Here is a 26,413-nt window from a genome sequence, read left to right on the forward strand (position 1 = left end):
CGCTAAAAACGCTCGCCTCTACACCTCCACCACCGCCAACGGCTGCCCCAGGCGTCTGCGGAATTCCTCCAGGAAGGCCGGGGCGAAGGCCCGCGCCGGCCAGTGGTTGAAGATGAAGCCCAGGTCGGAAAAGGCGCAGGGCTGGGGGAAATCGAAGCCGTTGATGTCGTCTTCGTGAGCGCATTCCGGGCAGGCGAAGTTGTCGCTTTCCGCCGGCATCCAGACTTCCAGGTGCTCGAACAGCGCCTCGCCAATCTCCCGGCGGCAGGCGGGGCAGCGGGCGCGGCCTTGGAAGCCGGCCAGCGGGGTGAAGATGCAGCGTTCGGTGACGATCTCCAGGCCGCCGTCGGCGAAGTCGCGCGGATCGTCCATGCCTGGCGCCAGGCGCAGCACCTCGGTCAGTCGCGGCCCCGGCGCATGGCCACGCCGGCCGCGACTGGGCAGGCAGGGCGAGGCCTCGGCCCTGACCACGCCGCTGGCGGCGAGCCAGCCAAGAATCTCCACGGCGGTGCGCTCCACCCGCGGATGGCTGGAAATGCGGGGAGCGAGGATGGTCTGGCGCAGGGTCATGGAACACGCGTCTCGAAGGAAGGGGCGCGCAGCTTAATGGGCTGCTCGCCGCGCGCCCAGAGCTGCTGCTAAGGTGAGGCCGACGAAAGCCACAGAAAGCGCCCCATGTTCAAGGACCCCTTCGCCCGCCTCGGTCTCGATCGCGAGGTGCTCAGCGTCAGCCAGCTCAACAGCCGCGCCCGGGTGCTGCTGGAAGATGTCTTCGCCCAGGTCTGGGTCGAAGGCGAGATCTCCAACCTGGCCAAGCCCGCCTCGGGCCACCTCTATTTCACCTTGAAGGACGGCCAGGCCCAGGTGCGTTGCGCGCTGTTCCGCCAGCACGCCAGCCGGGTGCGCCAGGCGCTACGCGACGGCCTGGCGGTCAAGGTGCGCGGCAAGGTCTCGCTGTTCGAAGGCCGCGGTGACTACCAGCTGATTCTCGACAGCGTCGAGCCGGCCGGCGACGGCGCCCTGCGCCTGGCCTTCGAGGCGCTCAAGGAGCGCCTCGCCGCCGAAGGACTGTTCGCCGCCGAACGCAAGCGCGCACTGCCCGCCCATCCGCAGCGCATCGGCATCGTCTCCTCGCCCACCGGCGCGGTGATCCGCGACATCGTCAGCGTGTTCAAGCGACGGGCGCCCCAGGTCGAACTGACGCTGATCCCCACCGCGGTGCAGGGCCGCGAGGCCACCGCCCAGATCGTCCGCGCCCTGCAACTGGCCGATCGCCAGGGCTTCGATGCGCTGATCCTGGCGCGCGGCGGCGGCTCCCTGGAAGACCTCTGGTGCTTCAACGAAGAACCCGTGGCCCGCGCCCTGGCCGCCTGCCAGACCCCGGTGGTGAGCGCCGTGGGGCACGAGACTGATGTCTCCATCGCCGACTTCGTCGCCGATGTCCGCGCGCCCACTCCGTCGGCGGCGGCGGAATTGCTCGCGCCTCATAGCGCCGACCTGCGCCAGCGCCTGGACGGCCTGCATCGCCAACTGCTCTTGCGCATGCGCGAACGGCTGGCCCGCGAACGGCTGCGCCTGGACGCCTGCAGCCGGCGCCTGCGGCATCCAGGCGAGCGCCTGCGCCAGCAGGCCCAACGGCTGGACGATCTGGATCTGCGCCTGCGCCGCGCCTATGTCATCGCCCAGAATCGCCGCCGGGATCGCCTGGCGCACCTGGACACCCGGCTGGCCGGCCAGCATCCCGGGCGCCAGCTGGCCCTGCTGCGCCAACGGCTGGAGCAACTGGCCGAACGCCTGCCGCGGGTCATGCAGCGGCAGCTGAAGGAGCGTCAGCAGCGCCTGGCCGGTACCGTCCAGACCCTGCAGATCGTCAGCCCCCTGGCCACCCTGGGTCGCGGCTACAGCATCCTGCTCGACGAACGCGGTCACGCCGTGCGTGCCGCCGCCGAGGTCGCCAATGGGCAGAAGCTCACTGCCCGGCTCGCCGAGGGCGAATTGGCGGTGCGGGTACTGGACAATCACCAAGAACCCACCACTCTGTCTCTGTTGGACTAATCGGTCCAACCCGGACCGATGGTGGCATGCATCTTGAACCCTCGGTCAGGATTTCCCCCTACCGAGGCCCTCCATGCACTCCCTCCTACGCGCGTCCCTGCTCCCCCTCACCACCGCCCTGCTGGCCGGCGCGGCCCAGGCCGCGACCCCGCCCGCCGCGCCGCTGCAACCCAAGGTCATGCTCGTGGCGATGTTCGCCCCCGAGGCCCAGACCTGGATCGATCGCCTCAAGCTCAGCCACAAGGTCGCCGTCGACGGTCTCTCCGCCGACTATCCCGATGTGCTCTGCAATGAGGCACGGGTGTGCCTGATGACCACCGGAATGGGGCATGCCAATGCCGCCGCCTCGACCCTGGCGCTGACCCTGTCGCCCAAATTCGACCTCAAACACACCTACTTCCTGGTCGCCGGCATCGCCGGTATCAGTCCCAAGGAAGGCACCCTGGGCACCACCGCCTGGGCGCGCTATCTGGTGGACTTCGGCATCCAGTGGGAGCTCGATCCCCGTGACGTACCCAAGGACTGGCCCACCGGTTACCTGGGCATCAATACCCGCGGGCCTGGCGAGAAACCTCCGCTGGATTACAAGACCGAGGTGTTCGAACTCAATGTGCAGCTGAGAGACAAGGCCTATGCCCTGTCTCGCCAGGCCGAGCTGACCGAGAGCGCGGAGTCCAAGGCCTGGCGCCAGACCTACGACTACGCCCCGGCCAACCAGCCGCCGGTCGTGACCCGTTGCGACACCCTGGCCGGCGATACCTGGTATTCCGGCACCCGCCTCGCCGAGCGTGCCGAGGAATGGACCCGCCTGGTCACCGACCGCCAGGGCCGCTACTGCACCACTCAGCAGGAAGACAACGCCACCTACGAAGCGCTGCTGCGCGCCAGCCGCCTGGGCAAGGTCGACCTGCAACGGCTGGCGGTGGTCCGCGCCGGCTCCGACTTCGACCGTCCGGCCAAGGGCGCCTCCGAGGTGGCCAATCTGCTCGACTACGCCAAGCAGGGCGGTTTCGCCCCGGCTTTGGAAAATCTCTATCGCACCGGCAATCCGCTGGTGCAGGAGATCGTCGAGCACTGGGACGTCTGGGAAAAGGGCGTGCCGGCGAGCTGAGACTCCGAGCCCTACCGGCGGGGCTGCTCCACGGTCCGCTCGGGTGACTGGGCGGCCGGATCGCTACCCGGCGCGCTTTTCTGTACCACCTCGCTGCGCTGGGTTGAAGGCGTTTCCGGTGACTTGTCGCAACCGGCGAGCAGGGCACCGAGGGTCAGCAGCGCCAAGCTGCTGGCAAGAGTACGAGGCATGGTCTTCTCCCTGGGGTTTGAAGAAGGACCCCGGGATTTCCCCGGGCGTTCCCGCCCAGGTCACCGCCAAGCCGGCGGTCGGCCCTGGCGATCTTCCAGGTGGATGGCGCAGTCTTACCTGCAGGACCGGCTTCTCCGGTCACCTATCAGGAATCCGCCATGCCCAGACCTGCCCTTTCCCGCCTCGCCCTGGCCACCCTGCTGAGTGCCCTACCCCTGGCACCCGTCGCCCTGGCCGCCGAATCCGGCGCCAAACTGGAAAAGGTCGCCAGCTTCGATCACCAGGTCACCGGCGTGACCGTCAGCGAGAGCGGACGGATCTTCGTCAACTTCCCGCGCTGGACCGAAGACAGCGAGGTCTCGGTGGCCGAACTCAGGCCCGACGGCAGCCTGGTGCCCTATCCGGACCCGGCCTGGAACGGCTGGCGCAATGCCAAGCGCGACGAGCTGACCCCGGGCAATCACTGGGTCTGCGTGCAATCCGTGGTGGCCGACGGTCGTGGCAGTCTCTGGGTGATCGACCCGGGCGCTCCCGCCCAGGCGCTGGTGGTGCCCGGCGCACCCAAGCTGGTCAAGATCGACCTGGCCAGCAATCAGGTGAGCAAGGTCTATGCACTGGACGAGAGCGTGGCACCCCAGGGCAGCTACCTCAATGACGTCAGATTCAGCCCGGATGGCCGCCACGCCTATATCACCGACTCCGGTGCCCGCGGCGCCCTGGTGGTGCTGGATCTGGAGAGCGGCAAGGCCCGCCGCGCCCTAGATGGCGATCCGAGCACCCAGGCCGAGAAGGGCGTCAAGGTCAAGGCCGATGGCGAGCCGCTCGTGCGTCCGGATGGCCGTGGCGTGGAATTCTCCGCCGACGGTATCGCCCTCTCCCCGGCCGGCGACTACCTCTACTGGCAGGCGGTCAAGGGCAATACCCTCTACCGCATTCCTACCGCGGCGTTGCAGGGCGACGAACTCGGCAGCCTGCCGGCCAAGGTGGAAAAGGTCGGCGAGAACGGTCCGGCCGATGGCCTGCTGATGGACCCGCAAGGGCGCCTCTATGTCAGCGCGGTGGAAGAGCATGCGGTGAAGATCCGCGAGAACGGCCAGCTCACCACCCTGGTGCAGGACAAGAAACTGGTCTGGCCGGACACCTTCGGCCGTGGTCCGGATGGCACCGTCTATGTCACGGATTCGCGTATCCCCGAGATGAGCTTCTTCGATCCCAAGCAGAAGCCGGCGCTGGAAACCGTGCTCTACAAGATCGTCCCCAACTGACCAAGGGGGCCTGGGGCACCTTGCCCCGGGGCCCTCGCCTGCTCCAGCATGGGCGTTTTCGCCACCGGATGCGCCCATGCCCCGCCTGTTCGCCCTGCTCTGCTGCCTGCTGCTGACCCTGCCCGCCCATGCGGGCACCTACCTGCAACGCCTGCTGGACAAGCCCGTGCCGGGCGGCGTCGCCGTGGTCCCCATTCCGGGTGACGCCGCGCCGCGGGTGCGCTACCAGGGCAAGCCGGTGCTGGTGGTCAAGGATGGCAACGGCTGGGTGGCCATCGTCGGCATCCCCCTGGGCACCGCCGCGGGTCGCCAGCCGCTGGAGGTCGCCGGCGCCGCGCCCCAGGCCTTCACGGTCGGCAGCCGGCACTACGCCGAGCAGCGCATCACCCTGAAGAACCAGCGCCAGGTCACGCCCAACCCGGAGGACCTCAAGCGCTTCGAGCGCGAACTGGCCGAACAGCAGGCCGCCTACCGGCTGTTCTCGCCGAACCAGCCCAGCAACCTGCTGCTGGACAAGCCGGTGGAGGGTCCGCTCTCCAGCCCCTTCGGCCTGCGCCGCTTCTTCAACGGCCAGGAACGCAACCCGCATTCAGGGCTGGACTTCGCCGTGCCCGCCGGCACGCCGGTCAAGGCCCCGGCCGCTGGCAAGGTGGTACTGGTGGGTGACTACTTCTTCAATGGCAAGACGGTGTTCGTCGATCACGGCCAGGGCCTGATCAGCATGTTCTGCCACCTCTCGCGCATCGATGTCCAGGTCGGCCAGGAGGTCCCGCGCGGCGGCGTGGTCGGCCGCGTCGGCAGCACCGGCCGCGCCACGGGTCCGCATCTGCACTGGAACGTCAGTCTCAATGACGTGCGGGTCGACCCGAGCATCTTCATCGGCGCCTTCAAGCCCTGACCGGCAGCAAACAATTGGTTGCAGTCGGGGGCATTGCCAGGCGTCCGGCGCTGGCTTAAAAGGGACGCCCTCCTCTGGCCCGACCTGGAACCGCCGCCATGACCCCAAGACCTCGCTTCGGCAGCGCCCTCGGCAGCATCCTGCTGGTCACCGCGGCCTGCTACCTGCTGGTAGGCTTCTCCCAGGGCTTCGTGCTGTCGGCCTGGTCCTGGCGCACCTGGGTGGTGTTCGCCGTCATGGTGACGATCTATCCGGTCGGCCTGTTCGGCGGCTGGTGGAAGAAGCGCGAGCCGGTGGAGCGCTAGGCCGCTCGCAGGCAATACGGATCGCCGGCCACAACCGGATTCCGGGCTGTGCGAGCTGGTCAGCCCTGCGCCACTCAGCGCACGGGATCGAGGCGATACAGGCCGCCGATGGGGCACTCCATCCGGCTGCCCCGGGCATCGGTGGACACCAGGAAGTCGCCCGGACGCAGGCCGGCGGCGCGCGAGCGATAGCCGAGGCGATTGCCCGGCGGCCAGGTTGCGACAGGGCACGGCGAAGTCCACCAGATAGGCGCGGCCCAATCCCGTCCCCAGCGCCAGGTGCCGGGTATCCAGGTAGTGCCAGCCGGAGAGGTCGAAGCCCAGAATGGTGTCCATGGCCGCACCCTGCCGATAGCCGAGTTCGGCCAGGCGATCGTCCAGGGTCGGCGGTCCGAAGGGACGCCCGGCGCAACCGGCGAGCAGCAGCACGGCGACGAGGGTAAAAAAGGCAGGGAGGACGCGCATGGAAATTTTCCTGGAAGGGCTGAACCTTGGACCGACCCCGGGCGCCGAATACGGCAAGCGGGGCGCAGCTTTGCTAACGTGGCGTCCGTAGTATCCCGTCAAGAGACCCCCTATGCCCACGGCCCTGACCAACCTGATCGACGACCTCGAAAAACACCCGCAACTGCTTACCCTGGTCGCCTGCCTCGGCCTGCTGCTGGCAGCCTGGGTGCTCAACTGGATCGTCAAGCGCATCCTGGTGCGCGGCTTCTATCGCCTGCTGCGCAGCACCTCCTTCGGCCAGGATCACGAACTCAATCACCACCGCGTCATCGGTCGGCTGGCCAACATCGTCCCGGCCCTGGTGCTGTCGATCGGCATCGAACTGGTGCCCGGGCGTCCCGAGGCCCTGGTCACCGTGGTGCAGAACGTCTGCAGCGCCTTCATCGTGCTGACCATCGCCCTGGCCCTGGGCAGCGCCCTGAACGTGGTCAACGTGCTCTATTCGCGCCGGCCCTCGGCGCGGCTCAAGCCGATCAAGGGCTATGTCCAGGTCAGCAAGATCGTCATCTACGCCATCGCGGTCATCCTGATGATCGCCACCCTGATCGATCGCTCGCCGCTGATCCTGCTCTCCGGCCTCGGCGCCATGGCCGCGGTGCTGCTGCTGATCTTCCAGGACACCCTGCTCTCCCTGGTGGCCAGCGTGCAGATCTCCAGCAACGACATCATCCGCGTCGGCGACTGGATCGAGATGCCCCAGCTCAACGCCGATGGCGACGTCATCGACATCGCCCTGCACACGGTCAAGGTGCAGAACTTCGACAAGACCATCACCACCATCCCCACCAAGAGATTCATCACCGACTCCTTCCGCAACTACCGCGGCATGCAGGAAGCCGGTGGCCGACGGATCAAGCGCGCGCTCAACATCGACCAGAACAGCGTGCACTTCCTCAGCGACGCCGAGCGCGAGCACCTGCACCGCTTCAACCTGCTGGACGACTACCTCACCGCCAAGGAGCAGGAACTGGCGGACTGGAATCGCAAGCTGGAAAAGCGCGGCCAGGAGCCGGTCAACACCCGCCGGGTCACCAACCTGGGGACCTTTCGCGCCTATGTCGAACGCTACCTGCGCGCCCATCCCGGGGTGCATCAAGGCATGACCCTGCTGGTCCGCCAGATGCCGCTCTCCGGCGAGGGTCTGCCGGTGGAGATCTACTGCTTCACCAACACCACGGTGTGGGCGCAATATGAGGGCATCCAGGGGGACATCTTCGATCACCTGCTCTCCATCCTCCCGGAATTCGGCCTTCATGTGTTCCAGCACCCGAGCGGACGCGACTTCCGCGGGCGGCTGGAACCGCGCGAGGCCATGACCTCCCTCGGCGAACCGGGCACCCCGGCGCCCTGATCGCCCGCCCCGGCCTAAGGAAAGACCATGATCGTCGTCCACCACCTGAACAACTCCCGCTCCCAGCGGGTGCTCTGGCTGCTCGAAGAGCTCGGCATCGAGTATCGGGTGCAACGCTACGAGCGAGCGGCGGGTGGCCTGTTCGCCCCGCCGGAGTTGCGCAAGGTGCATCCGCTGGGCAAGTCGCCGGTGATCGTCGACGGTGAGCTGACCCTGGCCGAATCCGGCGCCATCGTCGACTACCTGGCACGGCGCTACGGGCCGCAACTGCTGCCCGCCCAGGACAGTCCGGAGTTCGTGCGCTACACCTACTGGCTGCACTACGCCGAAGGCTCGGCCATGACGCCGCTGCTGCTCAAGCTGGTGTTCGACCGCATCGCCACCTCGCCCATGCCCTTCTTCGCCAGGCCCATCGCCAAGGGCATCGCCGCCAAGGCCACCGCGAGCTTCATCCAGCCGCAACTGGACCTGCACCTGGGCTACCTGGAAAGCCAGCTGGGCGCCAGCGGCTGGTTCGTCGGCGACCGCTTCACCGCGGCCGACATCCAGCTCAGCTTCCCGCTGGAAGCCGCCGCCAGCCGCGCCGGCCTGGACAACGGCAAGCGCCCCAAGCTGGTGGACTTCCTCAAGCGCATCCATGCCCGTCCGGCCTACCAGCGCGCGCTGGAACAGGGCGGGCCCTACGTCTACGCCTGAAGCTGGGTCTGTTGGGCCGCGCTAAACGCTCAACCCAACCTAGGGTCCTGCGCCTCCTCTCCCTCGGGGAAAGGCTGGGGTGAGGGGAAACTCCAGCCCCGTAGCGTGGAAAACCGCGCCAGCGTTTTCCACTGACGGCCCGGTGCCTTAGCCGCGTGGACAAGGCTGCGCCGTTGTCCACCCTTGTATCTCGACGACAGCCTCCTCAGGGGGCATAGTCCCCGACTGATCATCGGGGGAGGATGGCAGGCCGTGTCCACCCTTAAGCCTTTGAGCTTGCAACGTAGATAGGCTGCCTCCTCCACACCCATCCCCGAGTCCGAACGGTATCTAGAGCCTCCAGAGCTCGTATTGCACAAGGTTGGACGGGATGACGTGATTGTGTCGCATCTGAAGGAGGAGACATCATGGCCGTAATCGGTGTTGATATCGCCAAGCGCAGCTTCGATCTGGCGGTCCTGCAATCCAATGGCAAGCACCGGACCAAGGGCAGGCTGAGCAACGATCCGTCAGGCTTCGCGGTCTTTGCCGACTGGCTGCAACAGCATGCCGAGCCAGGCGCTTGGATCGTGATGGAGGCCACGGGCACCTATCACGAAGCGCTCGCCGAGCATTTCCATGCGCTGGGCTACCGAATCGCCGTGCTCAATCCGGCACAGATCGCTCGCTATGCGCAAAGCCAGTTGCAGCGCAGCAAGACGGACAAACTCGACGCCAAGCTGATCGCCACCTATGGCCAGCGGCATGAAGACAGCCTGCGGGCCTGGCACCCCGAGCCTGTGTCCATCCGCACGCTTCGCGCGCTGACCCGGCGCCTGGAGGATCTCCAATCGCTACGGCAGATGGAACTCAATCGGCTCGAGGTCAGCCCGGAAAAAGTCCAAAACTCGATTCGAGCGGTCGTGCAGCGGCTCGATGAGCAGATCGCCTGGACGCTCGAACAGATCAAACGGCATATCGACGATGACCCGGACCTGAGCGGCAAACGTGATCTGCTGGTGAGCATAGACGGCATCGCCGACAAGACCGCCGCCCTGATCCTGGCGGAGCTCGGCGATATCGGTCGCTTCGCTGATGCCCGCGCCGTGACCGCCTTTGCCGGTTTGAACCCACGCCTACAGGAATCAGGTCTTTACCGCGGCCATACCGGCATCTCGCGCATGGGATCGGTCCGCTTACGAAGTGCGCTATACCTACCCGCCGTCGTGGCGCTGACCTACAACCCGGCTATCAAGGCGCAAGCCGAGCGTCTGAAAACCAGAGGGAAGAAAGGTAAACAAACCGTCTGCGCCGCCATGCGCAAGCTGCTGACCATCGCCTATGGCGTGCTCAAATCGGGCAAGCCTTTCGACCCTGCTTTAGCGATTGCACACTGAGGGGCGAAGACGGTATCTACACGGCGTCCGGCTGGTCTCGGAAAACCCCCTCTCCCCCCGGGAGAGGGCTGGGGTGAGGGTCCTGCCCTACCGCCGCATCGGCATCCGGTCGACCGTGCCGAACAGCGCCTTGAGCGACCACCCCTGCTGCTCTCGCACCTTGACCCCGCCGTCCTTGCCGACCAGATAGAGCGTCGCCGGCTGGCCGGTACGGGCGTCCAGCGCCTTGAGCAGCGCCCGGGTCTGCTCCGGCCGCAGCGGCTCGTCGTTGCGACTACCAGCGTCGCCCACCACCGTATAGAGCACCATCTCGCGCTCGACGAAGGCTTCGCGGTTGGCCGGCTGCGCCAGTTCCTCGCGGAGCTTCGCGACCTGGGGATCATTGGCCGTCGGCGCGACCAGGATCAGTGGTCGCGTCTTCCAGCGTTCCGCCTCCAGAGGGTTGTCAGCCGCCTGGGCCGTCGAGGCCAGACCGGCGACCAGGGTGGTCGCCAGGCCTACCAGTGCGAGAGTCTTCATGGACGCCTTCCTTTCGTTCGGTTGCCGGGAATCGTCCAGCATTGACCCCGGCCCGGCGCCAGGGGTCGCTTCGGCGATCTCGGGTTACACAAAAAACACCTCTCCTCCCATTTATAAATCACCAATACACAGCCACAACCGGCAATAAATCTCCACCAAAACCCCTTATGCGAACATTCCTGCCAATTTTAAAAAGAACATTGCGAGACCTGCCCTCGGCGGACTAACGTTAGCGCCATGCACAACGCCCATACCCTCATCCTCCTCCGGCAGCACCGCTGCCTGCGACTGGTCAGTCCACGACTGCGAAGCTCGACCGCGTTCGCTTCGTAAGTCCCGACCCCGCCCAAGGAAAGAATCCCCATGACCATGCTCAAAGATCCCTCGCAGAAGTACCGTCCCTTCACGCCCGTCGCCCTGCCCGACCGTACCTGGCCGGACAAGGTCATCGACAAGGCGCCGATCTGGCTGTCCACCGACCTGCGCGACGGCAACCAGTCGCTGATCGAGCCGATGGATGCCGAGAAGAAGATGGCCTTCTTCAAGTGCCTGGTCGCCGTGGGCCTGAAGGAGATCGAGGTGGGCTTTCCCTCCGCCTCCCAGACCGACTTCGACTTCGTCCGCGAGCTGATCGAGGGCGGTCATATCCCCGACGACGTCACCATCCAGGTGCTGACCCAGGCCCGTGACGACCTCATCGAGCGCACCTTCGAATCGCTCAAGGGCGCCAAGCGCGCCATCGTCCACTACTACAACGCCTGCGCGCCGAGCTTCCGCCGCATCGTCTTCGGCCAGGACAAGGCCGGTGTCAAGGCCATCGCCGTGGCCGCCGGCCAGACCATCGTGCGCCTGGCCGCCGAGCGGCCGGAGACCCAGTGGGGCTTCGAGTATTCCCCCGAGGTGTTCAGCTCCACCGAGACCGACTTCGCCGTCGAGGTGTGCAACGCGGTGATCGCGGTGTTCGCACCGACCCCAGCCAACAAGCTGATCCTCAACCTCCCGGCCACCATCGAGTGCGCCACGCCCAACAACTACGCCGACCAGATCGAGTGGTTCGGTCGCCACATCGACCGCCGCGACAGCGTGCTGATCAGCGTCCACACCCATAACGATCGCGGCACCGGCGTGGCCGCCTCGGAACTGGCGGTGATGGCCGGCGCCGATCGCGTCGAAGGCTGCCTGTTCGGCAACGGCGAGCGCACCGGCAACGTCTGCCTGGTGACCCTGGCGCTCAATCTCTACACCCAGGGCGTCGATCCCGAGCTGGACTTCTCCGACATCGACGCCGTGCGCAAGACCGTCGAGGAGTGCAACCAGCTGCCGGTGCACCCGCGTCACCCCTATGTCGGCGACCTGGTCCATACCGCCTTCTCCGGCTCCCACCAGGACGCCATCCGCAAGGGCTTCGCCCAGCAGAAGCCGGACGCCCTCTGGGAGGTCCCCTACCTGCCCATCGACCCGGCCGACATCGGCCGCGACTACGAGGCGGTCATCCGCGTCAACAGCCAGTCGGGCAAGGGCGGCATCGCCTTCCTGCTGGAGCAGGAATACGGCATCAGCCTGCCGCGTCGCATGCAGATCGAATTCAGCCAGGTGGTGCAGCGCGAGACCGATCGCCTGGGCCTGGAGATGAGCGCGGCGCAGATCCATGCCCTGCTCGAACAGGAATACCTGCAGGCCAAGAGCCCCTACGCTCTGGTCAGCCACAAGCTGCGCGAGGAAGATGGTACCTCCACCGTCGACATCAAAGTCGCCGTCGAGGGTCGTACCGAGCATTGGCACGGCACCGCCAAAGGCCCGCTGGAAGCCCTGGTCGCCAGCCTGCCCCAGGCGGTGGAGATCATGGACTACCACGAGCACTCCATCGGCGCCGGCGCCAACGCCAAGGCCGCCTCCTACATCGAGGTCCGCCTGGAAGGCCAGCGTCCGCTGCATGGCATCGGCATCGACGAGAACATCACCACCGCCAGCTTCCGCGCCCTGCTCAGCGCCCTGAACCGCGCGGTCACCCAGGCCCAGGCCAAGGCCGCCTGACGCTGACGTTGGTCAAGCCCAAGGGAATACCGACCGGTATTCCCTTTTTTTATGGCCAACCAGCGGAGATACTCCCCACTTCCTCGGGATCGTCTCGTCTGCCCGGCACCTGCCGGCCGAGCAGTGTGTCTGGATAGGCAATGACTTCCACTCTGTCGCGAAATACCTCTCCGCTGCGTGACGCCACCGCGCTGGCACTGCTGTTCCTGCTCAGCTCGGTCCTGTGCATCCTCTTCACCCGCCAGGCGTCCACCACCGTGGCCACCCTCTGGCTGCCCAATGGCCTGGCGATCGCCTGGCTGCTGCGCTCGGCGCCCCGCCGCTGGCCGCTGCAACTGCTGGCGATCTGGCTGGCCGGCACCCTGGCCGAGCTGCCCTTCAGTGGCCAGCCGGCCATCGGCGCGCTCTATTCCCTACCCAATCTGGCCGAGATCCTGTTCGGCACATGGCTGCTGCACGATCGCATCCTCCATCCCGAACGCAATGTCGCGGCCATGGGCCGCCTGCTGTTCTACGGGGTACTGGTGACACCCCTGGCCGGCACCGCTCTGGGAACGCTGATCGCCGCCCAGCAGGGCAATCCTGAGCTGCTGCGGGTCGCCTTGCACTGGTACCTCGGCGACGCCCTCGGCCTGCTGGTGGTGATGCCCCTGGCCTTTCTCCGCCGTCCGCTGCAGTGGCAGCAGTTCAGCCGCCAGGGCGCCCGCGAATTCGTCGTCCTGCTGCTGATCAGCCCCGGGCTGGTGCTCGCCCTGCTGGCCTACGTGCCCTATCCCTTCGTCTACGTCTCCACCCTGCTGCTGCTGATGACCCTGAGGCTCAGCGCCGCGGGTACCGCAGTGGTGGGCGGCCTGAACATCCTGATCTTCACCTACCTGGTGGCCCACGGTTATCTGCTCGGTGTCCGCGGCGCCTCCCTGGTACAGGAAGCCCTGACCTACATTCCCGTGGCCCTGATGCAGATTCCACCGCTGCTGCTGGCCGCTGCAGTGCAGCAGAGCAGTCATCACAACCAGCGCCTGGCGCGCAACGAGGCGCGCTTTCGCCATGCCCTGAGCGCCGCGCCCTATGGCATGGCGCTGCTGTCGGTAGAGGGCCGCCTGAGCCAGGTGAACCTGGCCCTGGAGGCCATGCTCGGCTATCCGCGCCACAGTCTCGACGGCCGCTTGCTCAAGGAGTTGATCGCCGACGCCGAAGAGTCCCTGACGATCGAGGAAGGCGAACAGACCCGCCGTCTGCTGCACCGCGACGGCCAGGGGCTGTGGATGCAACTGGCACTGTCGCCCGACCATGACGACGGCGACCTGCTCACCGGCTATCTGCTGCAGGCCCGCGACATCGACGCCCAGCGCCGCGCAGAGGCGACCAACGCCAGGCTGCGCGAGCGGCTGCAACTGGCCATCCGTGCCAGCAACGTGGGGATATGGGAATGGGACACCCGCAGTCCGGGCTTCAATGCCGACGCCCGGCTGCGCGATCTCTATGGCATCGCCCCCGACAATCTCAGCCGGGACATGGACTTCTGGCTCACCTTCATCCACCCGGACGACAAGGCGCGCTCGCTGGAGGTGTTCGAGAAGGCCGTCAGCGAGTCGATGTTCTACACCTTCAACTTCCGCATCAACCGTGGCGGTCCCGGCGGCGAGGTCCGCCATATCCGTTCCGAGTTGATCTCGGTGGTCGAGGCCGACGGTCATGTACGCCTGGTCGGCAGCAACCGCGACGTCACCGAGCACCACCAGCTGACCACGGCGCTCTACGAGGAAAAGGAACGGCTGCAGGTCACCCTGGCCTCCATCGCCGACGCCGTGCTGACCACCGACATGGACGGCCGCATCCTCTTTCTCAATCCGGTCGCCGAACAGCTGACCGGCTGGTCGCTGGCGGATGCCCAGGGTCGACCCCACGAAGAGGTCTTCCGTATCCACGACAGCCAGAGCGACGAGGTGCTGCCCAGTCCGGTGACCCGCTGCCTGCGCGAGCAGACCATCACCTCCCTGGACGAAGGCGCGGTGCTGCTCAGCCGCCAGGGCGAAAGACACGAGGTGCAGGACTCCGCCGCACCGGTACGCACGGTGGATGGCCACATCATCGGCGCGGTGCTGGTGTTCCAGAACGTCACCCATGCCCGCAACCTGCAGCGCGAGCTGAGCTACAACGCCTCCCACGACGCCCTTACCGGTCTCTACAACCGCCTGAAGTTCGAGCAGGAGCTGGACGCCGCCTGGCAGCAGGCCCAGGCCGGCACCACCCAGCATGCCCTGTGCTTCATCGACCTGGACCGCTTCAAGGTGGTCAATGACTCCGCCGGCCATGCCGCCGGCGACCTGCTGCTGCGCGAACTGGGCACCCTGCTGCGCGATTCCCTGCGTGGCTCGGACGCGGTGGCGCGCATCGGTGGCGACGAATTCGCGCTGCTGCTGCGCGACTGCGACCTGGTACAGGCCGAGGCCGTCGCCGAAAAACTCATCGCCAGCATAGGTGCCGTGCGCTTCAACTGGCAGAACCGGATCTACGACGTCGGCGCCAGTGCCGGCATCGTCGCCATCACCGCCGAGACCCGCAGCCCGGCCGAATTGATGAGCCAGGCCGACGTGGCCTGCTACACCGCCAAGCACGCCGGGCGCAATCGCGCGGCGCTCTATCGCGCCGGCAGCGAGGACGTGGAGCGCCAGCACCGCGAGATCCTCATGGCCAGCGGCCTGCGCGAGGCCCTGGAGCAGCACCGCTTCGAGCTCCACGCCCAGACCATCGTCCCCACTCGCGCCACCGGCAGCACCGCGCAGCACGTCGAGCTGCTGCTGCGCCTGCGCGATATCCAGGGTCAGCTGATCTCGCCGGCCACCTTCATCCCGGCCGCCGAGCGCTTCGGCCTGATGAGCAGCATCGACCGCTGGGTGGTGCGTCAGGTGCTGGTCGAGCTGGTGCCCTGGCTGCAGGAACGACCCGAGCTGCACGTGGGCATCAACCTTTCGGGCAACAGCCTGAGCGATCCCGACTTTCTGCCCGAATTGCTGGAGCTGATCGCCGCCTCGCCGCTGGATCCGCAGCGCCTGCTCTTCGAGCTGACCGAGACCGCGGTGATCAACAAGCTCTCGGTGGCCTCCGCGCTCATCAGCCAGGTCCGCGAACGCGGCTGCCGCATCGCCCTGGACGACTTCGGCGCCGGCCTCAGCTCCTTCGCCTACCTCAAGCACTTCCGCGTCGACTACGTGAAGATCGACGGCAGCTTCATCCGCACCCTCGATCAGGATCCGCTGGATCGCGCCATCGTCGAGTCCATCAACCAGGTCGCCCATCACCTGGGCGCCGAGACCATCGCCGAATTCGTCGAATCCCAGGCCACCTTCGAATTGCTCGGCACCATCGGCGTCGACTACGCCCAGGGCTACGCCCTCGGCAAACCCCTCCCCCTGCGGGAGTGGCCGGGGTCATCACGCCTCGAACCTTGAGCCGCGGCCATCGGTCGTAACCTGCATGACGCCCCCAACCGGATGAGGATTCCATGCACACACGTACCCTTGGCCACTCAGACCTCCAGGTGCCGCCACTCTGCTTCGGTGGCAACGTCTTCGGCTGGACGCTGGACGAAGCCCAGTCCTTTCGCATGCTGGACGCCCTGCTCGAGGCAGGCCTGACCTTCATCGACACCGCCGACGTCTATTCGCGCTGGGCACCGGGCAACAGCGGTGGCGAATCCGAGACCCTGCTGGGCAAATGGTTCGCCCGCAGCGGCAAGCGCGACCAGGTGATCCTGGCCACCAAGTTGGGCATGGACATGGGCGAAGGCCGCAAGGGCCTCAAGGCCAGCTATGTGCAGCAGGCGGTGGAGGCTTCGCTCAAGCGCCTGCAGACCGATCGCATCGATCTCTATCAGGCGCATTGCGATGACGAGGATACCCCGCTGGAGGAAACCCTGGGCGCCTTCGCCCGGCTGGTGGAGCAAGGCAAGGTACGGGTGATCGGCGCCTCCAACTACAGCGGCCAGCGCCTGCGCGAAGCGACCAGGATCGCCGAACGCCTGGGCGTGCCGTCGTACCAGAGCCTGCAGCCCCACTACAACCTGCATGCGCGCCAGGATTACGAGACCGACCTGGAACCGGTAGTCGAGGAACTCGGTCTGGGCGTGATCAGCTACTTCTCCCTGGCCAGCGGCTTCCTGACCGGCAAGTACCGCACCAAGGACGATCTGCAGGGTTCACGCGCGGAGATGGTCAAGCGCTACCTGGACGAACGCGGCATGGCCATCCTGGCCGGCCTCGACGAAATCGCCGAAAAGCACGACGCCACCCCGGCCCAGGTCGCCCTGGCCTGGCTGATCGCCCGCCCCAGCATCACCGCGCCCATCGCCAGCGCCACCTCCCAGGCCCAACTCGACGACCTGGTGGCCGCCACCCGGCTGCAGCTACCGGCCGATGACATCACCCTGCTGAATCAGGTCAGCGCCTATCGCTGAGGTGTCGCGACCACGGACGTGCACCGAGCAGCCCCCTCTCCCTTTGGGAGAGGGTTGGGGTGAGGGAGATCCCACGCAACCGATATCGAGCGCCCGCTCGGACAACCCCCTCTCCCTTCGGGAAAGGGCTGGGGTGAGGGTGGCTCCAGCAGCCGATATCAAGAGCGGAAAAGGCTGCGCCGTTTTCCACGCTACGCATCAGTCACCTCTGCAGCCGCTGATGATCTACCTGGCCGCCAAAGCCCAGCGCCCGCTCACACACCCCCACCCTCTCCCTCCGGGAGAGGGCTGGGATGAGGGTGATCCCACGCAGCCGATATCAAGAGTGGAAAAGGCTGGGCCGTTTTCCACGCTACGCATCAGCCACCTCTGCAGCTGCTTGATTATCTACCTGGCCGCCAAAACCCAGTGCCCGCTCGGACAACCCCCTCTCTCTCCGGGAGAGGGCTGGGATGAGGGTGATCCCACGCAGCCGATATCAAGAGTGGAAAAGGCTGCGCCGTTTTCCACGCTACGCATCAGTCACCTCTGCAGCCGCTGATGATCTACCTGGCCGCCAAAGCCCAGCGCCCGCTCGGACAGCCCTCTCCCTCCGGGAGAGGGCTGGGGTGAGGGTGATCCCACGCAGCCGATATCAAGAGTGGAAAAGGCTGGGCCATTTTCCACGCTACGCATCAGTCACTTCTGCAGCTGCTTGATCATCTACCTGCCCGCCAAAACCCAGCGCCCGCTCGGACAACCCCCTCTCCCTCCGGGAGAGGGCTGGGGTGAGGGTGATCCCACGCAGCCAATGTCCCTGTGGAAAAGGCTGCGCGGTTTTCCACGCTACGGCCCTGCCCTACCGCACATAATCCAGCGGCAAGGCCGTGCTGTATTTGATCTGCTCCATGGCGAAGCTGGAGCTGACGTCCAGCAATCCGGGCACCTGGATCAGGCGCTTGTAGACGCCATCGTAGGCGGCGATGTCCGGGACCACGATACGCATCAGGTAGTCGGTGTCGCCGGCCATGCGATAGAGCTCGACCACCTCCGGAATGGCCGCCACCGCCTCGTGGAAGCGCTGCAGCCAGTCCATGGCGTGCTGGTTGGTGCGCACCGAAACGAACACCGTCACCCCCACGTTGAGCTGCCGGGGATCGAGCAGCGCCACCCGGGCGCGGATGACCCCCTGCTCCTCCAGCTTCTGGATCCGCCGCCAACAGGCGGTGGTGCCCAGGCCGATGCGCTCGGCGATATCGGCCACCGGTCGGGTGCTGTCCTGCTGCAAGATCTCGAGGATGGCGCGATCGAAGCGATCCATGAAATGGCTTTCTCCAGAAAAGCTATTTAAGAGAATTCTATTCTCCTGAAAACGCCAATAAGAGATAAAAAAGCAAATTTCTTCACGAGCGTGAGCGTTAGCCTAGTTTCACTCAAACGCGCGAGGCCGCCATGGACGCTTATCCCCTGTATTTCGATTACGCCGCCACCACCCCTGTCGACGATGTCGTCATCGAAGCCATGCTGGGTTGCCTGGGTCGGCAGGGCGTCTTCGGCAATCCCGCCTCTCGCGGCCATGCCTTCGGCAACGACGCCCAGCGCGCCGTTGACACCGCTCGCCAGCAGGTCGCCGATCTGGTCGGCGCCCGGCCCGAGCAGCTGGTCTGGACCTCCGGTGCCACCGAGTCCAACAACCTCGCGCTGCTCGGCGTGGCTCGCCGTCGCGGGCGCGGCCATCTGATCACCAGTTGCCTGGAACACCGGGCGGTGCTCGATACCGCGGCCCAACTGGAAGCCGAGGCCTTCACCGTCACCTACCTGACGCCTGATGCGGCAGGTCTGATCACCCCCGCCGCCGTCGAGCAGGCCTGGCGGGCGGACACCTGCCTGGTCTCGCTGATGGTGGTGAACAACGAACTGGGCACCCTGACCGACATCGACGCCATCGGCCGGCTGGTCCGCGCCCGTGGCGCCCTCTTCCACGTGGACGCCGCCCAGGCCACCGGCAAGGTCGCCCTCGACCTGACCGGCCTGGAAGTCGATCTGATGTCCTTTTCCGCGCACAAGACCTATGGGCCCAAGGGCATCGGCGCCCTCTATGTGGGTCCGCGTGCCGAGGGTGCCCTGCAGGCGCAGATCCATGGCGGCGGCCACGAGCGCGGGCTGCGTTCCGGCACCCTGGCCACCCATCAGATCGTCGGCATGGGTACCGCCTTCGCCCTCGCCGGCCAGGCCATGGCGCGGGAGAACGAGCGACTCGGCCAGCTGCGCGAGCGGTTCCTGACCGGGGTGCAGACGCTGCCCGGCATGCAGCTCAATGGCTGTGCCCGTCAGCGCATTCCCCATACCCTGAATCTGACCTTCGCCACGCCGCTGGACACCGCGTCATTGCAGCGCCAGCTGGCCTTCTCGACCACCTCGGCCTGCAGTTCGGCCAAGGCGGCGCCCTCCCATGTACTGCTGGGTCTGGGGCTCACCCCTGAACAGGCCGCACGCAGTTACAGATTCAGCCTGGGCCGCTACACCACCGCGGCGGACGTGGACCGGGCCGTCACCCTGATCCACCAGCACGCCGCCCAGCCAGCGCCCTTCTGGGCCTGATCAGTCCAGGCGGAAGGCATCGGCATCGCGCTGCGCCGGAAAGCGCTCGCGATAGGCTGTGAGGGCGGCAGCCGAGAGCGTCGTGTGGAAGATGCCGGCTTCCGCGCCGGCCTCGATCAGGGGTTCACCCTGGAAGTCCAGCACCTGGCTGTCGCCCGCATAGGGATGGCCATTGCCGTCGCTGCCGAGGCGATTCACCGCGGCGACATAGCAGAGGTTCTCGATGGCCCGCGCCGGCAGCAGGCGATTCCAGTGCCCGCGCCGCGGCGCCGGCCAGTTGGCGACATAGAGCAGCAGGTCGGTATCGTCCTGGGCGCGACTCCACACCGGGAATCTCAGGTCGTAGCAGATCAGCGGGCGGATTCGCCAACCCTTGAGGGTCACCCGCAGCCGCTGCTCGCCCGGGGCATAGTGCTCGTGCTCGCCGGCCATGCGAAACAGATGGCGCTTGTCATAGTGCTGCAACTCGCCATCCGGCGTCGCCCACAGCAGGCGATTGCGGTGCTGCCCATCCGCGTCCCGCACGATCAGGCTGCCGGTGACCACCGCGCCGAGACGCTGCGCCTGTTCTCGCATCCAGACCGCTGTCGGCCCATCCGCGGGCTCGGCAAGGGCTGCCGATCCCATGGAAAAGCCGGTGGTGAACATCTCCGGCAGGATGATCAGATCGGTCTCGCCGACTTCCGTCAGCAGCGCCTCGAAATGGGCACGGTTGGCGGCCGGGTCGTGCCAGGCCAGTTCGCTCTGCACCAGCGCCAGGCGCAGGTCCCGGGTGGGTGTCAGATCGCGCATAGCCGCTCCGCTGCCTGCCGCAGGGTGTCTTCGCGCTTGGCGAAGCAGAAGCGCACCAGACGCAGGTCCGCAGGCGCCGTCTGATAGAACACCGACAGCGGAATGGCGGCGACGCCATGCTCGCGGGTCAACCACTCGGCCATGGCCACGTCGTCCAGATCCGGGCGAATGGCGGAATAGTCGACCACCTGGAAATAGGTGCCGGCGGCGCGCTGGAAGCTGAAGCGCGAGTTACCCAGCAGATCGCAGAAGAGATCGCGCTTGGCCTGATAGAAGGCCGGCAGCTCGCTGAGGTGTTCGGGATGGGCGGCCATGAAATCGGCCAGGGCGCCCTGGATCGGCGTCACCCCGCAAAAGCTCACGTACTGGTGCACCTTGCGCAACTCGGCCGACAGCGCCGGCGGCGCCACCACATAGCCGGTCTTCCAGCCGGTGACGTGATAGGTCTTGCCGAAGGAGCTGACCACGAAGGCGCGAGCATAGAGTTCGTCGTGGGCGATGACGCTGGCATGGCGCTCGCCGTCATAGACCAGGTGCTCGTAGACCTCATCACTGACCAGGTAGAGATCGCGCCCGCGGATCAGCGCGGCCAGGCGGTCCAGGTCGGCGGCGCTGACCAGGGCCCCGCTGGGATTGTGCGGAGTATTGAGCACGATGGCGCGGGTGCGCGGACTCAGGGCGGCTTCCAGTGCCGTCCAGTCGATACCGAAGCCCGGCAGCGCCAGGGGCACGTGCACGCAGCGCCCGCCCGCCAGTTGCACCGAGGGTTCGTAGCTGTCGTAGCAGGGATCGAAGACGATCACCTCGTCGCCTGGTCGCACCAGGGTCTGGAGAGCGCAGAACAGGCCCTGGGTAGCCCCGGGCACGATGGTGACCTCGGCCTCGGCATCCACCTCTCGACCATAGAAGCGGGCGACCTTCGCCGCCACCTGCTGGCGCAGCGCCGGCAGTCCGGTCATGGGTGCGTACTGGTTGTGACCAGCCGCGACATGGCGACCGACCGCCGCGAGCAGCTCGGCCGGGCCGTCGAAATCGGGAAAGCCCTGGGACAGATTCAGCGCACCGGTCTGGGCGGCGAGCTGGGACATGCGGGTAAAGATGGTGACGGCGAGGTCGGGAAGCTTGCTCTGGATCATCGCGCGGGCATGGGTCTGGCTGGAAGGAGATCGGCAGACTGCGATTTTTTGCGCGAGAGGGCAAGTCTTGCCGGGCCAACGCCTGGGCGCAGCGGTCAATTCAGGCATCCCCTCGCCCTTGGGGAGAGCGCCAGGGTGAGGGCAAGCGCGTGGCCTTTTCCTTGAAGCGCCGGCGCGGGGCAGGCCCTCACCCCAACCCTCTCCCAGAGGGAGAGGGGGTCGGCCAGTGCCCAAGGAGGCCGCCGCGCCAAGCCGGGAGGCTACCCCGTAGCGTGGAAAACGGCGCAGCCTTTTCCACTGATGAATCCGCGGGGACGCCCTCACCCCAACCCTCTCCCAGAGGGAGAGGGGGCAGTTCGGTGCGCGAGGGGCACCTTCACCCCAACCCTCTACCAAAGAAAAAAGGGGGCTCCCCTGAGCCCCCTTTCCCTGCGCAACGTCCTGCCGGTCTACCGGCGCTTGTCCTTGCGCTTCTTCTCGGCCTTCTTGTGGTGGCTCATCAACCGGCGCTTCTTGTTGACCTGGCGCTCGGTCAGGGTGTTCTTCTTGCCCTCGAAGGGGTTCTCGCCACCGCGGTACTCGATACGGATCGGCGTACCCACCAGCTTGAGCACCCGGCGATAGGTCTTTTCCAGATAGCGGGTATAGGACTTGGGCACCGCATCGGTCTGGTTGCCGTGGATGACGATCAGCGGCGGGTTGGCACCGCCCAGGTGGGCATAGCGCAACTTGATGCGCCGGCCACTGACCATTGGCGGCTGGTGCTCCTGCACCGCGTCCTCGAGGATCTGGGTCAGGCGGCTGGTCGGCCAGCGGGTGGTGGCCGAGGCGAAGGACTGCTGCACCGACTTGTACAGATGGCCCACGCCGGTGCCATGCAGCGCCGAGATGAAGTGGATGTCGGCGAAGTCGACGAACAGCAGCCGGCGTTCCAGTTCGGTCTTGACGTAGTCGCGCTCGCCGGACTCCATGCCGTCCCATTTGTTGAGGGCGATCACCAGGGCACGCCCGGTCTCCAGCACGAAGCCGAGCAGGTTGAGGTCGTGCTCGACCACGCCTTCGCGGGCGTCCATGACGAAGATCACCACATTGGCGTCCTGGATCGCCTGCAGCGTCTTGACCACCGAGAACTTCTCGACCGCTTCGAAGACCTTGCCGCGGCGGCGCACGCCGGCGGTGTCGATCAGGGTGTAGCGTTCTTCGTTGCGCTCGAAGGGGATATAGATGCTGTCGCGCGTGGTGCCGGCCTGGTCATAGACGATCACCCGCTCTTCGCCGAGCATGCGGTTGACCAGCGTCGACTTGCCGACGTTGGGCCGGCCGATCACGGCGATCTTGATGCCGGTGGTCTCGTCGATGCCCTGCACGCGACGGAAGACGTCACCGCCCTCCTCCGCGGCCGCGCGCACCTGCTCCTCGGTGAGCTCCTCGACCTCGACCTCATCCTTGGGAAAGACGCCCAGGGCGTCTTCCAGCAGGTTGTTCACGCCGCGCCCGTGGGCCGCCGCGATGGGATAGGCGTCGCCGATGGCCAGCGGGCTGAATTCCGCCCGGGCGATATCCGGGTCGACGGTATCGACCTTGTTGGCCACCAGGAAGGTGCGCTTGTTTCGCTTGCGCAGGTGCTCGGCGATCATCTGATCGGCGACGGTCATGCCTTCGCGGGAGTCCACCAGGAACAGCACCGCATCGGATTCTTCGATGGCCTGCAGCGACTGCTCGGCCATCTTCAGGTCGATACCTTCCTCGTCACCGGAGATACCGCCGGTGTCGACCACGATGTAGGTGCGTCCCTGCCACTTGGCTTCGCCGTACTTGCGATCGCGGGTCAGGCCGGCAAAGTCGGCGACGATGGCGTCCCGGGTCTTGGTCAGGCGGTTGAAAAGCGTGGATTTGCCGACGTTCGGCCGCCCCACCAGGGCAATTACGGGAACCATGCGGCTCTCCCAGAGCAGAAAACACGATGGCCGCTACCGAACTTCACGGTAGCGGCCATCGGTTGAGGATAATAGTTTCTAGCGCAGACGATAGGCGACGAGTTTACCGCCATTGCCGTAAACATAGAGCATGTCGCCGACGACCAGTGGCCGTACCCGGACGCCGTCACCGTCGACCTTGGTGCGACCGACGAAACGCCCATCGACCTGGCTCAGCAGGTGGATGTAGCCGGCGTAGTCGCCCACCACCACGTTGCTCGACCAGACCACCGGGCCGGTGAGCTGGCGACGGGCCAGATCGGCATTGGTCCAGAGCGAAGAAGTCGAGGATTCCTCGACGGCTTCCACGGTGCCGTTGTCCAGGCTCAGGTAGACGTTGCCGAAGCCTTCGGCCACGCCGTCGTAGCTGGAGGCGTCCCGCTGCCAGAGGATCTGGCCGTTGGCCGGATTGAGCGCGGCCACGCGGCCGTTGTAGCTGACCACATAGAGGGTGTCGCCCGACAGCGACAGACCACCGTCCACGTCAACGATCCGCTCCAGTTCGGAACGGCCCTTGGGCACGGCGATCTGCTGTTCCCACAGCGGCAGGCCGCGCTGCACGTCCAGGGCGACCACCTTGCCGCTGGCGAAACCGGCCATGACCACCTGGTTGGTGACCAGGGGCGCACCGGTACCGCGCAGACTCAGCACCGGCTGGGTGTCTTCGTAGATCCAGCGACGGGTACCACTGCCCAGCTCGAAGGCCTGCAGCTTGTCATCCTGGGACTGCACCACCACCACGTCGTTGTTGACCACCGGGGCGGACAGCACTTCGCTGGACGCCTGGGCGCGCCACTTCTCGTCGCCACTGGCACTGTCGAGGGCGATCACCTGGCCACGCAGGGTGCCGACCAGCACCAGGCCGGAGCCGACCCCCACCCCACCGGACACCGGCAGGTCCAGGTCCTTCTTCCACAGCACCTGGCCGGTCTCGCGATTCATCGCCATGACCCGGCCATCGGCATCGGCGGCGAAGATCGTCTGGCCGTCCACAGCCGGTACCAGGCGGTTGTATTCCTTGCCCTGGCCGTCGCCCACCGAGCGACTCCAGACTTCATCCAGCCGGACTTCGGCCTTGATGTCCTTCAGCTCGGCCGGCGGCAATTCCTTCTTGCCGGTGCTGCTGCACCCGACGACCGCAAGGGCGAGACCCAGTACCGCGATAGGCTTCCAGCGCAACATCAGGCGTCTCCTTTGGCGAGATCATCGAGTTTCATCTGCAGCACGCCTTCGGCTGCATCGTTGGGCAGCGCGGCGCGGGCTTTTTCATAGGCGGCGCGGGCCTCGGTCGGCTTCTTCAGCGCCACCAGCAGGTCGCCACGCAATTCTTCACGATTGGCGACATAGGCCTTGGGTGCCTCGCCATCCAGCAGCTTGAGGCCTTCTTCGGCCTTGCCCTGGGCCGCCAGCACCCGGGCCAGACGCTGACGCGCCAGCTCGCCGAGTTCGGCGTCGTGGGGCTTGTCCACCACGGCCTTGAGCTCGGCGGCGGCGTCGTCCAGGCGATTGTTCTCCACCGCCACCTTGGCGACGAAGAGACTGCCGTACTGGGCGTAGGCGGTACCGGAATAATCCTGCTTGAGCTTGCCGTAGGTATCGGTCACCCGTGCGGTGTCGACCTTGCCGCCGGGCGCCAGAGCGGCTTCCACCAGCTGCTGATAGAGCACCGAGGCGCCTTGCGCCTGGTTGTTCTGATAGCGCTGCCAGCCCTGCCAGCCCAGTACCGCCACCAGGGCGATGACGCCACCGGCCAGCAGCGGCTTGCCATTACGCTGCCACCAGGCCTTGGCGACCACCAGATTGTCGTCGTCGATGGAACTCAAATCCGTTCTCCTCAATTCCCGCGACCGGAACCGGCCGGGGGCAAAATCTCGTCCAGACGGGCGGCCAGGGCCGCGAAGTCGACCTTTTCCTGGGGCGCGTCGCCACGCAGCGGCTTGAGTGCCACCTGTTGCGTAGCCAATTCGTCGTCGCCCAGGATCATCGCCCAGAGCGCGCCGCTCTTGTCGGCCTTCTTGAACTGGCTCTTGAAACTGCCGGCGCCGGCGTTGACCAGCAGCCGCAGGTCGGGACGGGCGTCGCGCAGCTGCTCGGCCAGCTTGAGGCCGGCCAGTTCGGCCGCCTCGCCAAAGGCGCAGAGATAGAGATCGGCGGGGCGCTGCAGATCACCGGGCAGCCGCTCCAGGGTTTCCAGCAGCAGCACCAGGCGCTCGACGCCCATGGCGAAGCCGACACCTGGGGTGGGCTTGCCGCCGAACTGGGTGATCAGGCCGTCGTAACGGCCACCGGCGCAGACGGTGCCCTGGGCACCCAGCTTGTCGGTGACCCACTCGAAGACGGTACGGCCGTAGTAGTCCAGGCCACGTACCAGCTTGGGATTGATCTGGTAGCGGATGCCGGCGACGTCCAGGCGGCCTTTCAGGCCGTCGAAGTGGGCGCGGGATTCGTCGTCCAGATAATCCGCCAGGGTCGGGGCGTCCTGCAGCAGCGCCTGGGTCTGGGCGTTCTTGCTGTCGAGGATGCGCAGCGGATTGGTGGTCAGGCGGCGCTGGCTGTCTTCGTCGAGCTGCTCGAAGCGGTCCTGCAGATAGGCCACCAGGGCTTCGCGATAGCGCACGCGATCGGCACTGGAACCCAGGCTGTTGAGCTGCAGGGTGACGGCGTCGGTCAGACCCAGGCGCTGCCAGAGGCGCGCAGTGAGCACGATCAGCTCGGCGTCGATGTCCGGACCGGGCAGGTTGAAGACCTCGACGCCGATCTGGTGGAACTGGCGATAGCGGCCCTTCTGCGGCTTCTCGTAGCGGAACATCGGCCCGGCGTACCAGAGCTTCTGCACCTGGCCACCGCCGGTCATGCCGTGTTCGAGCACGGCCCGCACGCAACCCGCGGTGCCTTCCGGCCTCAGGGTCAGCGACTCCTCGTTGCGGTCGAGGAAGGTGTACATCTCCTTGTCGACCACGTCGGTGCCCTCGCCAATGCCGCGGGCGAAGAGTTCGGTGAACTCCATGATGGGCAGACGAATCTCGTGGTAGCCATAGCCGTCGAGCAGCGTCGCGAAGGTACGTTCCAGGTAGCGCCAGGCCGGAGTCTGCTCCGGCAGGATATCGTTCATGCCACGGATGGCTTGCAGGGACTTGCTCACGAAAGGGCCTTATTCCTTGATC

Annotated in this window: 22 protein-coding genes and 1 pseudogene; 12 read left to right on the top strand and 11 right to left on the bottom strand. The window is 66.4% G+C overall.

Annotated features, from left to right (window positions below):
- Positions 1-18: 18 nt before the first annotated feature.
- Positions 19-570 (bottom strand): sugar ABC transporter ATPase, encoded by a 552-nt coding sequence (locus QE444_RS20065; RefSeq protein ID WP_133863188.1) that lies wholly within the window; start codon positions 568-570, stop codon positions 19-21.
- Between the two features lie 105 nt (positions 571-675).
- Here QE444_RS20065 and xseA point away from each other — a divergent pair, with 105 nt between their 5' ends.
- Entirely contained in the window at positions 676-2,055 is a 1,380-nt protein-coding gene (gene xseA, locus QE444_RS20070) for an exodeoxyribonuclease VII large subunit (RefSeq protein ID WP_273862348.1), read from the top strand.
- A gap of 73 nt (positions 2,056-2,128) precedes the next feature.
- Positions 2,129-3,166, top strand: coding sequence for a purine nucleoside permease (locus tag QE444_RS20075; RefSeq protein ID WP_309741286.1), 1,038 nt, complete (start codon positions 2,129-2,131; stop codon positions 3,164-3,166).
- 11 nt (positions 3,167-3,177) lie between these two features.
- On the opposite strand, the gene QE444_RS20080 is transcribed toward QE444_RS20075, so the two are convergent.
- Positions 3,178-3,357 (bottom strand): hypothetical protein, encoded by a 180-nt coding sequence (locus QE444_RS20080; protein ID WP_309741288.1) that lies wholly within the window; start codon positions 3,355-3,357, stop codon positions 3,178-3,180.
- A gap of 159 nt (positions 3,358-3,516) precedes the next feature.
- Between QE444_RS20080 and QE444_RS20085 the strand changes: the two genes are divergently transcribed.
- The 3 genes from QE444_RS20085 to QE444_RS20095 all read left to right on the top strand — a co-directional run bounded on the left by QE444_RS20085 (position 3,517) and on the right by QE444_RS20095 (position 5,826).
- Positions 3,517-4,623 carry an L-dopachrome tautomerase-related protein gene (locus QE444_RS20085; protein ID WP_273862344.1) on the top strand — a complete coding sequence of 369 codons (1,107 nt, stop codon included), beginning with the start codon at positions 3,517-3,519 and terminating at the stop codon, positions 4,621-4,623.
- A gap of 76 nt (positions 4,624-4,699) precedes the next feature.
- The gene (locus tag QE444_RS20090; protein ID WP_187980086.1) at positions 4,700-5,521 is read left to right on the top strand and encodes a peptidoglycan DD-metalloendopeptidase family protein; all 822 of its coding nucleotides are present in this window, start codon (positions 4,700-4,702) and stop codon (positions 5,519-5,521) included.
- A gap of 98 nt (positions 5,522-5,619) precedes the next feature.
- Entirely contained in the window at positions 5,620-5,826 is a 207-nt protein-coding gene (locus QE444_RS20095) for a hypothetical protein (RefSeq protein WP_173149536.1), read from the top strand.
- A 246-nt stretch (positions 5,827-6,072) separates the two neighbouring features.
- On the opposite strand, the pseudogene QE444_RS20100 reads toward QE444_RS20095, so the two are convergent.
- Positions 6,073-6,291: pseudogene (locus tag QE444_RS20100) on the bottom strand (DUF6491 family protein); the annotation flags it as partial.
- 112 nt (positions 6,292-6,403) lie between these two features.
- On the opposite strand from QE444_RS20100, the gene QE444_RS20105 reads away from it, so the two are divergent.
- The 3 genes from QE444_RS20105 (at position 6,404) to QE444_RS20115 (ending at position 9,756) form a co-directional block, all read left to right on the top strand.
- A complete protein-coding gene (locus QE444_RS20105; RefSeq protein ID WP_173149538.1) occupies positions 6,404-7,684 on the top strand; it encodes a mechanosensitive ion channel family protein in 1,281 nt (426 codons plus the stop codon).
- Positions 7,685-7,711: 27 nt separating this feature from the next.
- Entirely contained in the window at positions 7,712-8,380 is a 669-nt protein-coding gene (locus QE444_RS20110; protein WP_309741296.1) for a glutathione S-transferase, read from the top strand.
- A 407-nt stretch (positions 8,381-8,787) separates the two neighbouring features.
- Complete coding sequence (locus tag QE444_RS20115; RefSeq protein WP_309741299.1) at positions 8,788-9,756, top strand: IS110 family transposase; 969 nt, start codon at positions 8,788-8,790, stop codon at positions 9,754-9,756.
- Between the two features lie 87 nt (positions 9,757-9,843).
- Here QE444_RS20115 and QE444_RS20120 read toward each other — a convergent pair whose 3' ends face one another.
- Positions 9,844-10,275: a DUF4174 domain-containing protein gene (locus tag QE444_RS20120; RefSeq protein ID WP_133862751.1), complete on the bottom strand. Its 432-nt coding sequence runs from the start codon at positions 10,273-10,275 to the stop codon at positions 9,844-9,846.
- A gap of 363 nt (positions 10,276-10,638) precedes the next feature.
- Here QE444_RS20120 and leuA point away from each other — a divergent pair, with 363 nt between their 5' ends.
- The 3 genes from leuA to QE444_RS20135 all read left to right on the top strand — a co-directional run bounded on the left by leuA (position 10,639) and on the right by QE444_RS20135 (position 16,765).
- Positions 10,639-12,309: a 2-isopropylmalate synthase gene (leuA, locus tag QE444_RS20125; RefSeq protein WP_133862752.1), complete on the top strand. Its 1,671-nt coding sequence runs from the start codon at positions 10,639-10,641 to the stop codon at positions 12,307-12,309.
- A 140-nt stretch (positions 12,310-12,449) separates the two neighbouring features.
- Entirely contained in the window at positions 12,450-15,761 is a 3,312-nt protein-coding gene (locus tag QE444_RS20130; RefSeq protein WP_309741302.1) for an EAL domain-containing protein, read from the top strand.
- A 53-nt stretch (positions 15,762-15,814) separates the two neighbouring features.
- Positions 15,815-16,765 (top strand): aldo/keto reductase, encoded by a 951-nt coding sequence (locus QE444_RS20135; protein WP_309741304.1) that lies wholly within the window; start codon positions 15,815-15,817, stop codon positions 16,763-16,765.
- Between the two features lie 838 nt (positions 16,766-17,603).
- Here QE444_RS20135 and QE444_RS20140 read toward each other — a convergent pair.
- Positions 17,604-18,065, bottom strand: a complete 462-nt coding sequence (locus tag QE444_RS20140; protein WP_133862755.1) for an Lrp/AsnC family transcriptional regulator — start codon at positions 18,063-18,065, stop codon at positions 17,604-17,606.
- 131 nt (positions 18,066-18,196) lie between these two features.
- Here QE444_RS20140 and QE444_RS20145 point away from each other — a divergent pair, with 131 nt between their 5' ends.
- Positions 18,197-19,345: an aminotransferase class V-fold PLP-dependent enzyme gene (locus tag QE444_RS20145; protein WP_309741306.1), complete on the top strand. Its 1,149-nt coding sequence runs from the start codon at positions 18,197-18,199 to the stop codon at positions 19,343-19,345.
- Here QE444_RS20145 and QE444_RS20150 read toward each other — a convergent pair whose 3' ends face one another.
- The 6 genes from QE444_RS20150 to hisS all read right to left on the bottom strand — a co-directional run bounded on the left by QE444_RS20150 (position 19,346) and on the right by hisS (position 26,391).
- Positions 19,346-20,137, bottom strand: coding sequence for an amidohydrolase (locus tag QE444_RS20150; protein ID WP_187980092.1), 792 nt, complete (start codon positions 20,135-20,137; stop codon positions 19,346-19,348). It abuts the gene before it with no gap.
- The gene (locus QE444_RS20155; RefSeq protein WP_309741308.1) at positions 20,125-21,273 is read right to left on the bottom strand and encodes a pyridoxal phosphate-dependent aminotransferase; all 1,149 of its coding nucleotides are present in this window, start codon (positions 21,271-21,273) and stop codon (positions 20,125-20,127) included. The genes QE444_RS20150 and QE444_RS20155 overlap by 13 nt, the downstream gene beginning before the upstream one ends.
- 449 nt (positions 21,274-21,722) lie before the next feature.
- A complete protein-coding gene (der, locus tag QE444_RS20160) occupies positions 21,723-23,210 on the bottom strand; it encodes a ribosome biogenesis GTPase Der (protein ID WP_158892845.1) in 1,488 nt (495 codons plus the stop codon).
- Positions 23,211-23,288: 78 nt separating this feature from the next.
- On the bottom strand, positions 23,289-24,431 hold the full coding sequence (gene bamB / locus QE444_RS20165; RefSeq protein ID WP_133862759.1) for an outer membrane protein assembly factor BamB: 1,143 nt from the start codon (positions 24,429-24,431) through the stop codon (positions 23,289-23,291).
- Entirely contained in the window at positions 24,431-25,072 is a 642-nt protein-coding gene (locus tag QE444_RS20170; RefSeq protein WP_133862760.1) for a tetratricopeptide repeat protein, read from the bottom strand. Before QE444_RS20170 ends, bamB begins: the two co-directional genes overlap by 1 nt.
- An 11-nt stretch (positions 25,073-25,083) precedes the next feature.
- Positions 25,084-26,391, bottom strand: a complete 1,308-nt coding sequence (gene hisS, locus QE444_RS20175; protein WP_309741312.1) for a histidine--tRNA ligase — start codon at positions 26,389-26,391, stop codon at positions 25,084-25,086.
- Positions 26,392-26,413 lie beyond the last annotated feature (22 nt).

This window comes from Pseudomonas sp. SORGH_AS_0199 (assembly GCF_031453735.1).
In the GTDB taxonomy this organism is placed as follows: Bacteria; Pseudomonadota; Gammaproteobacteria; order Pseudomonadales; family Pseudomonadaceae; genus Chryseomonas; species Chryseomonas aestiva.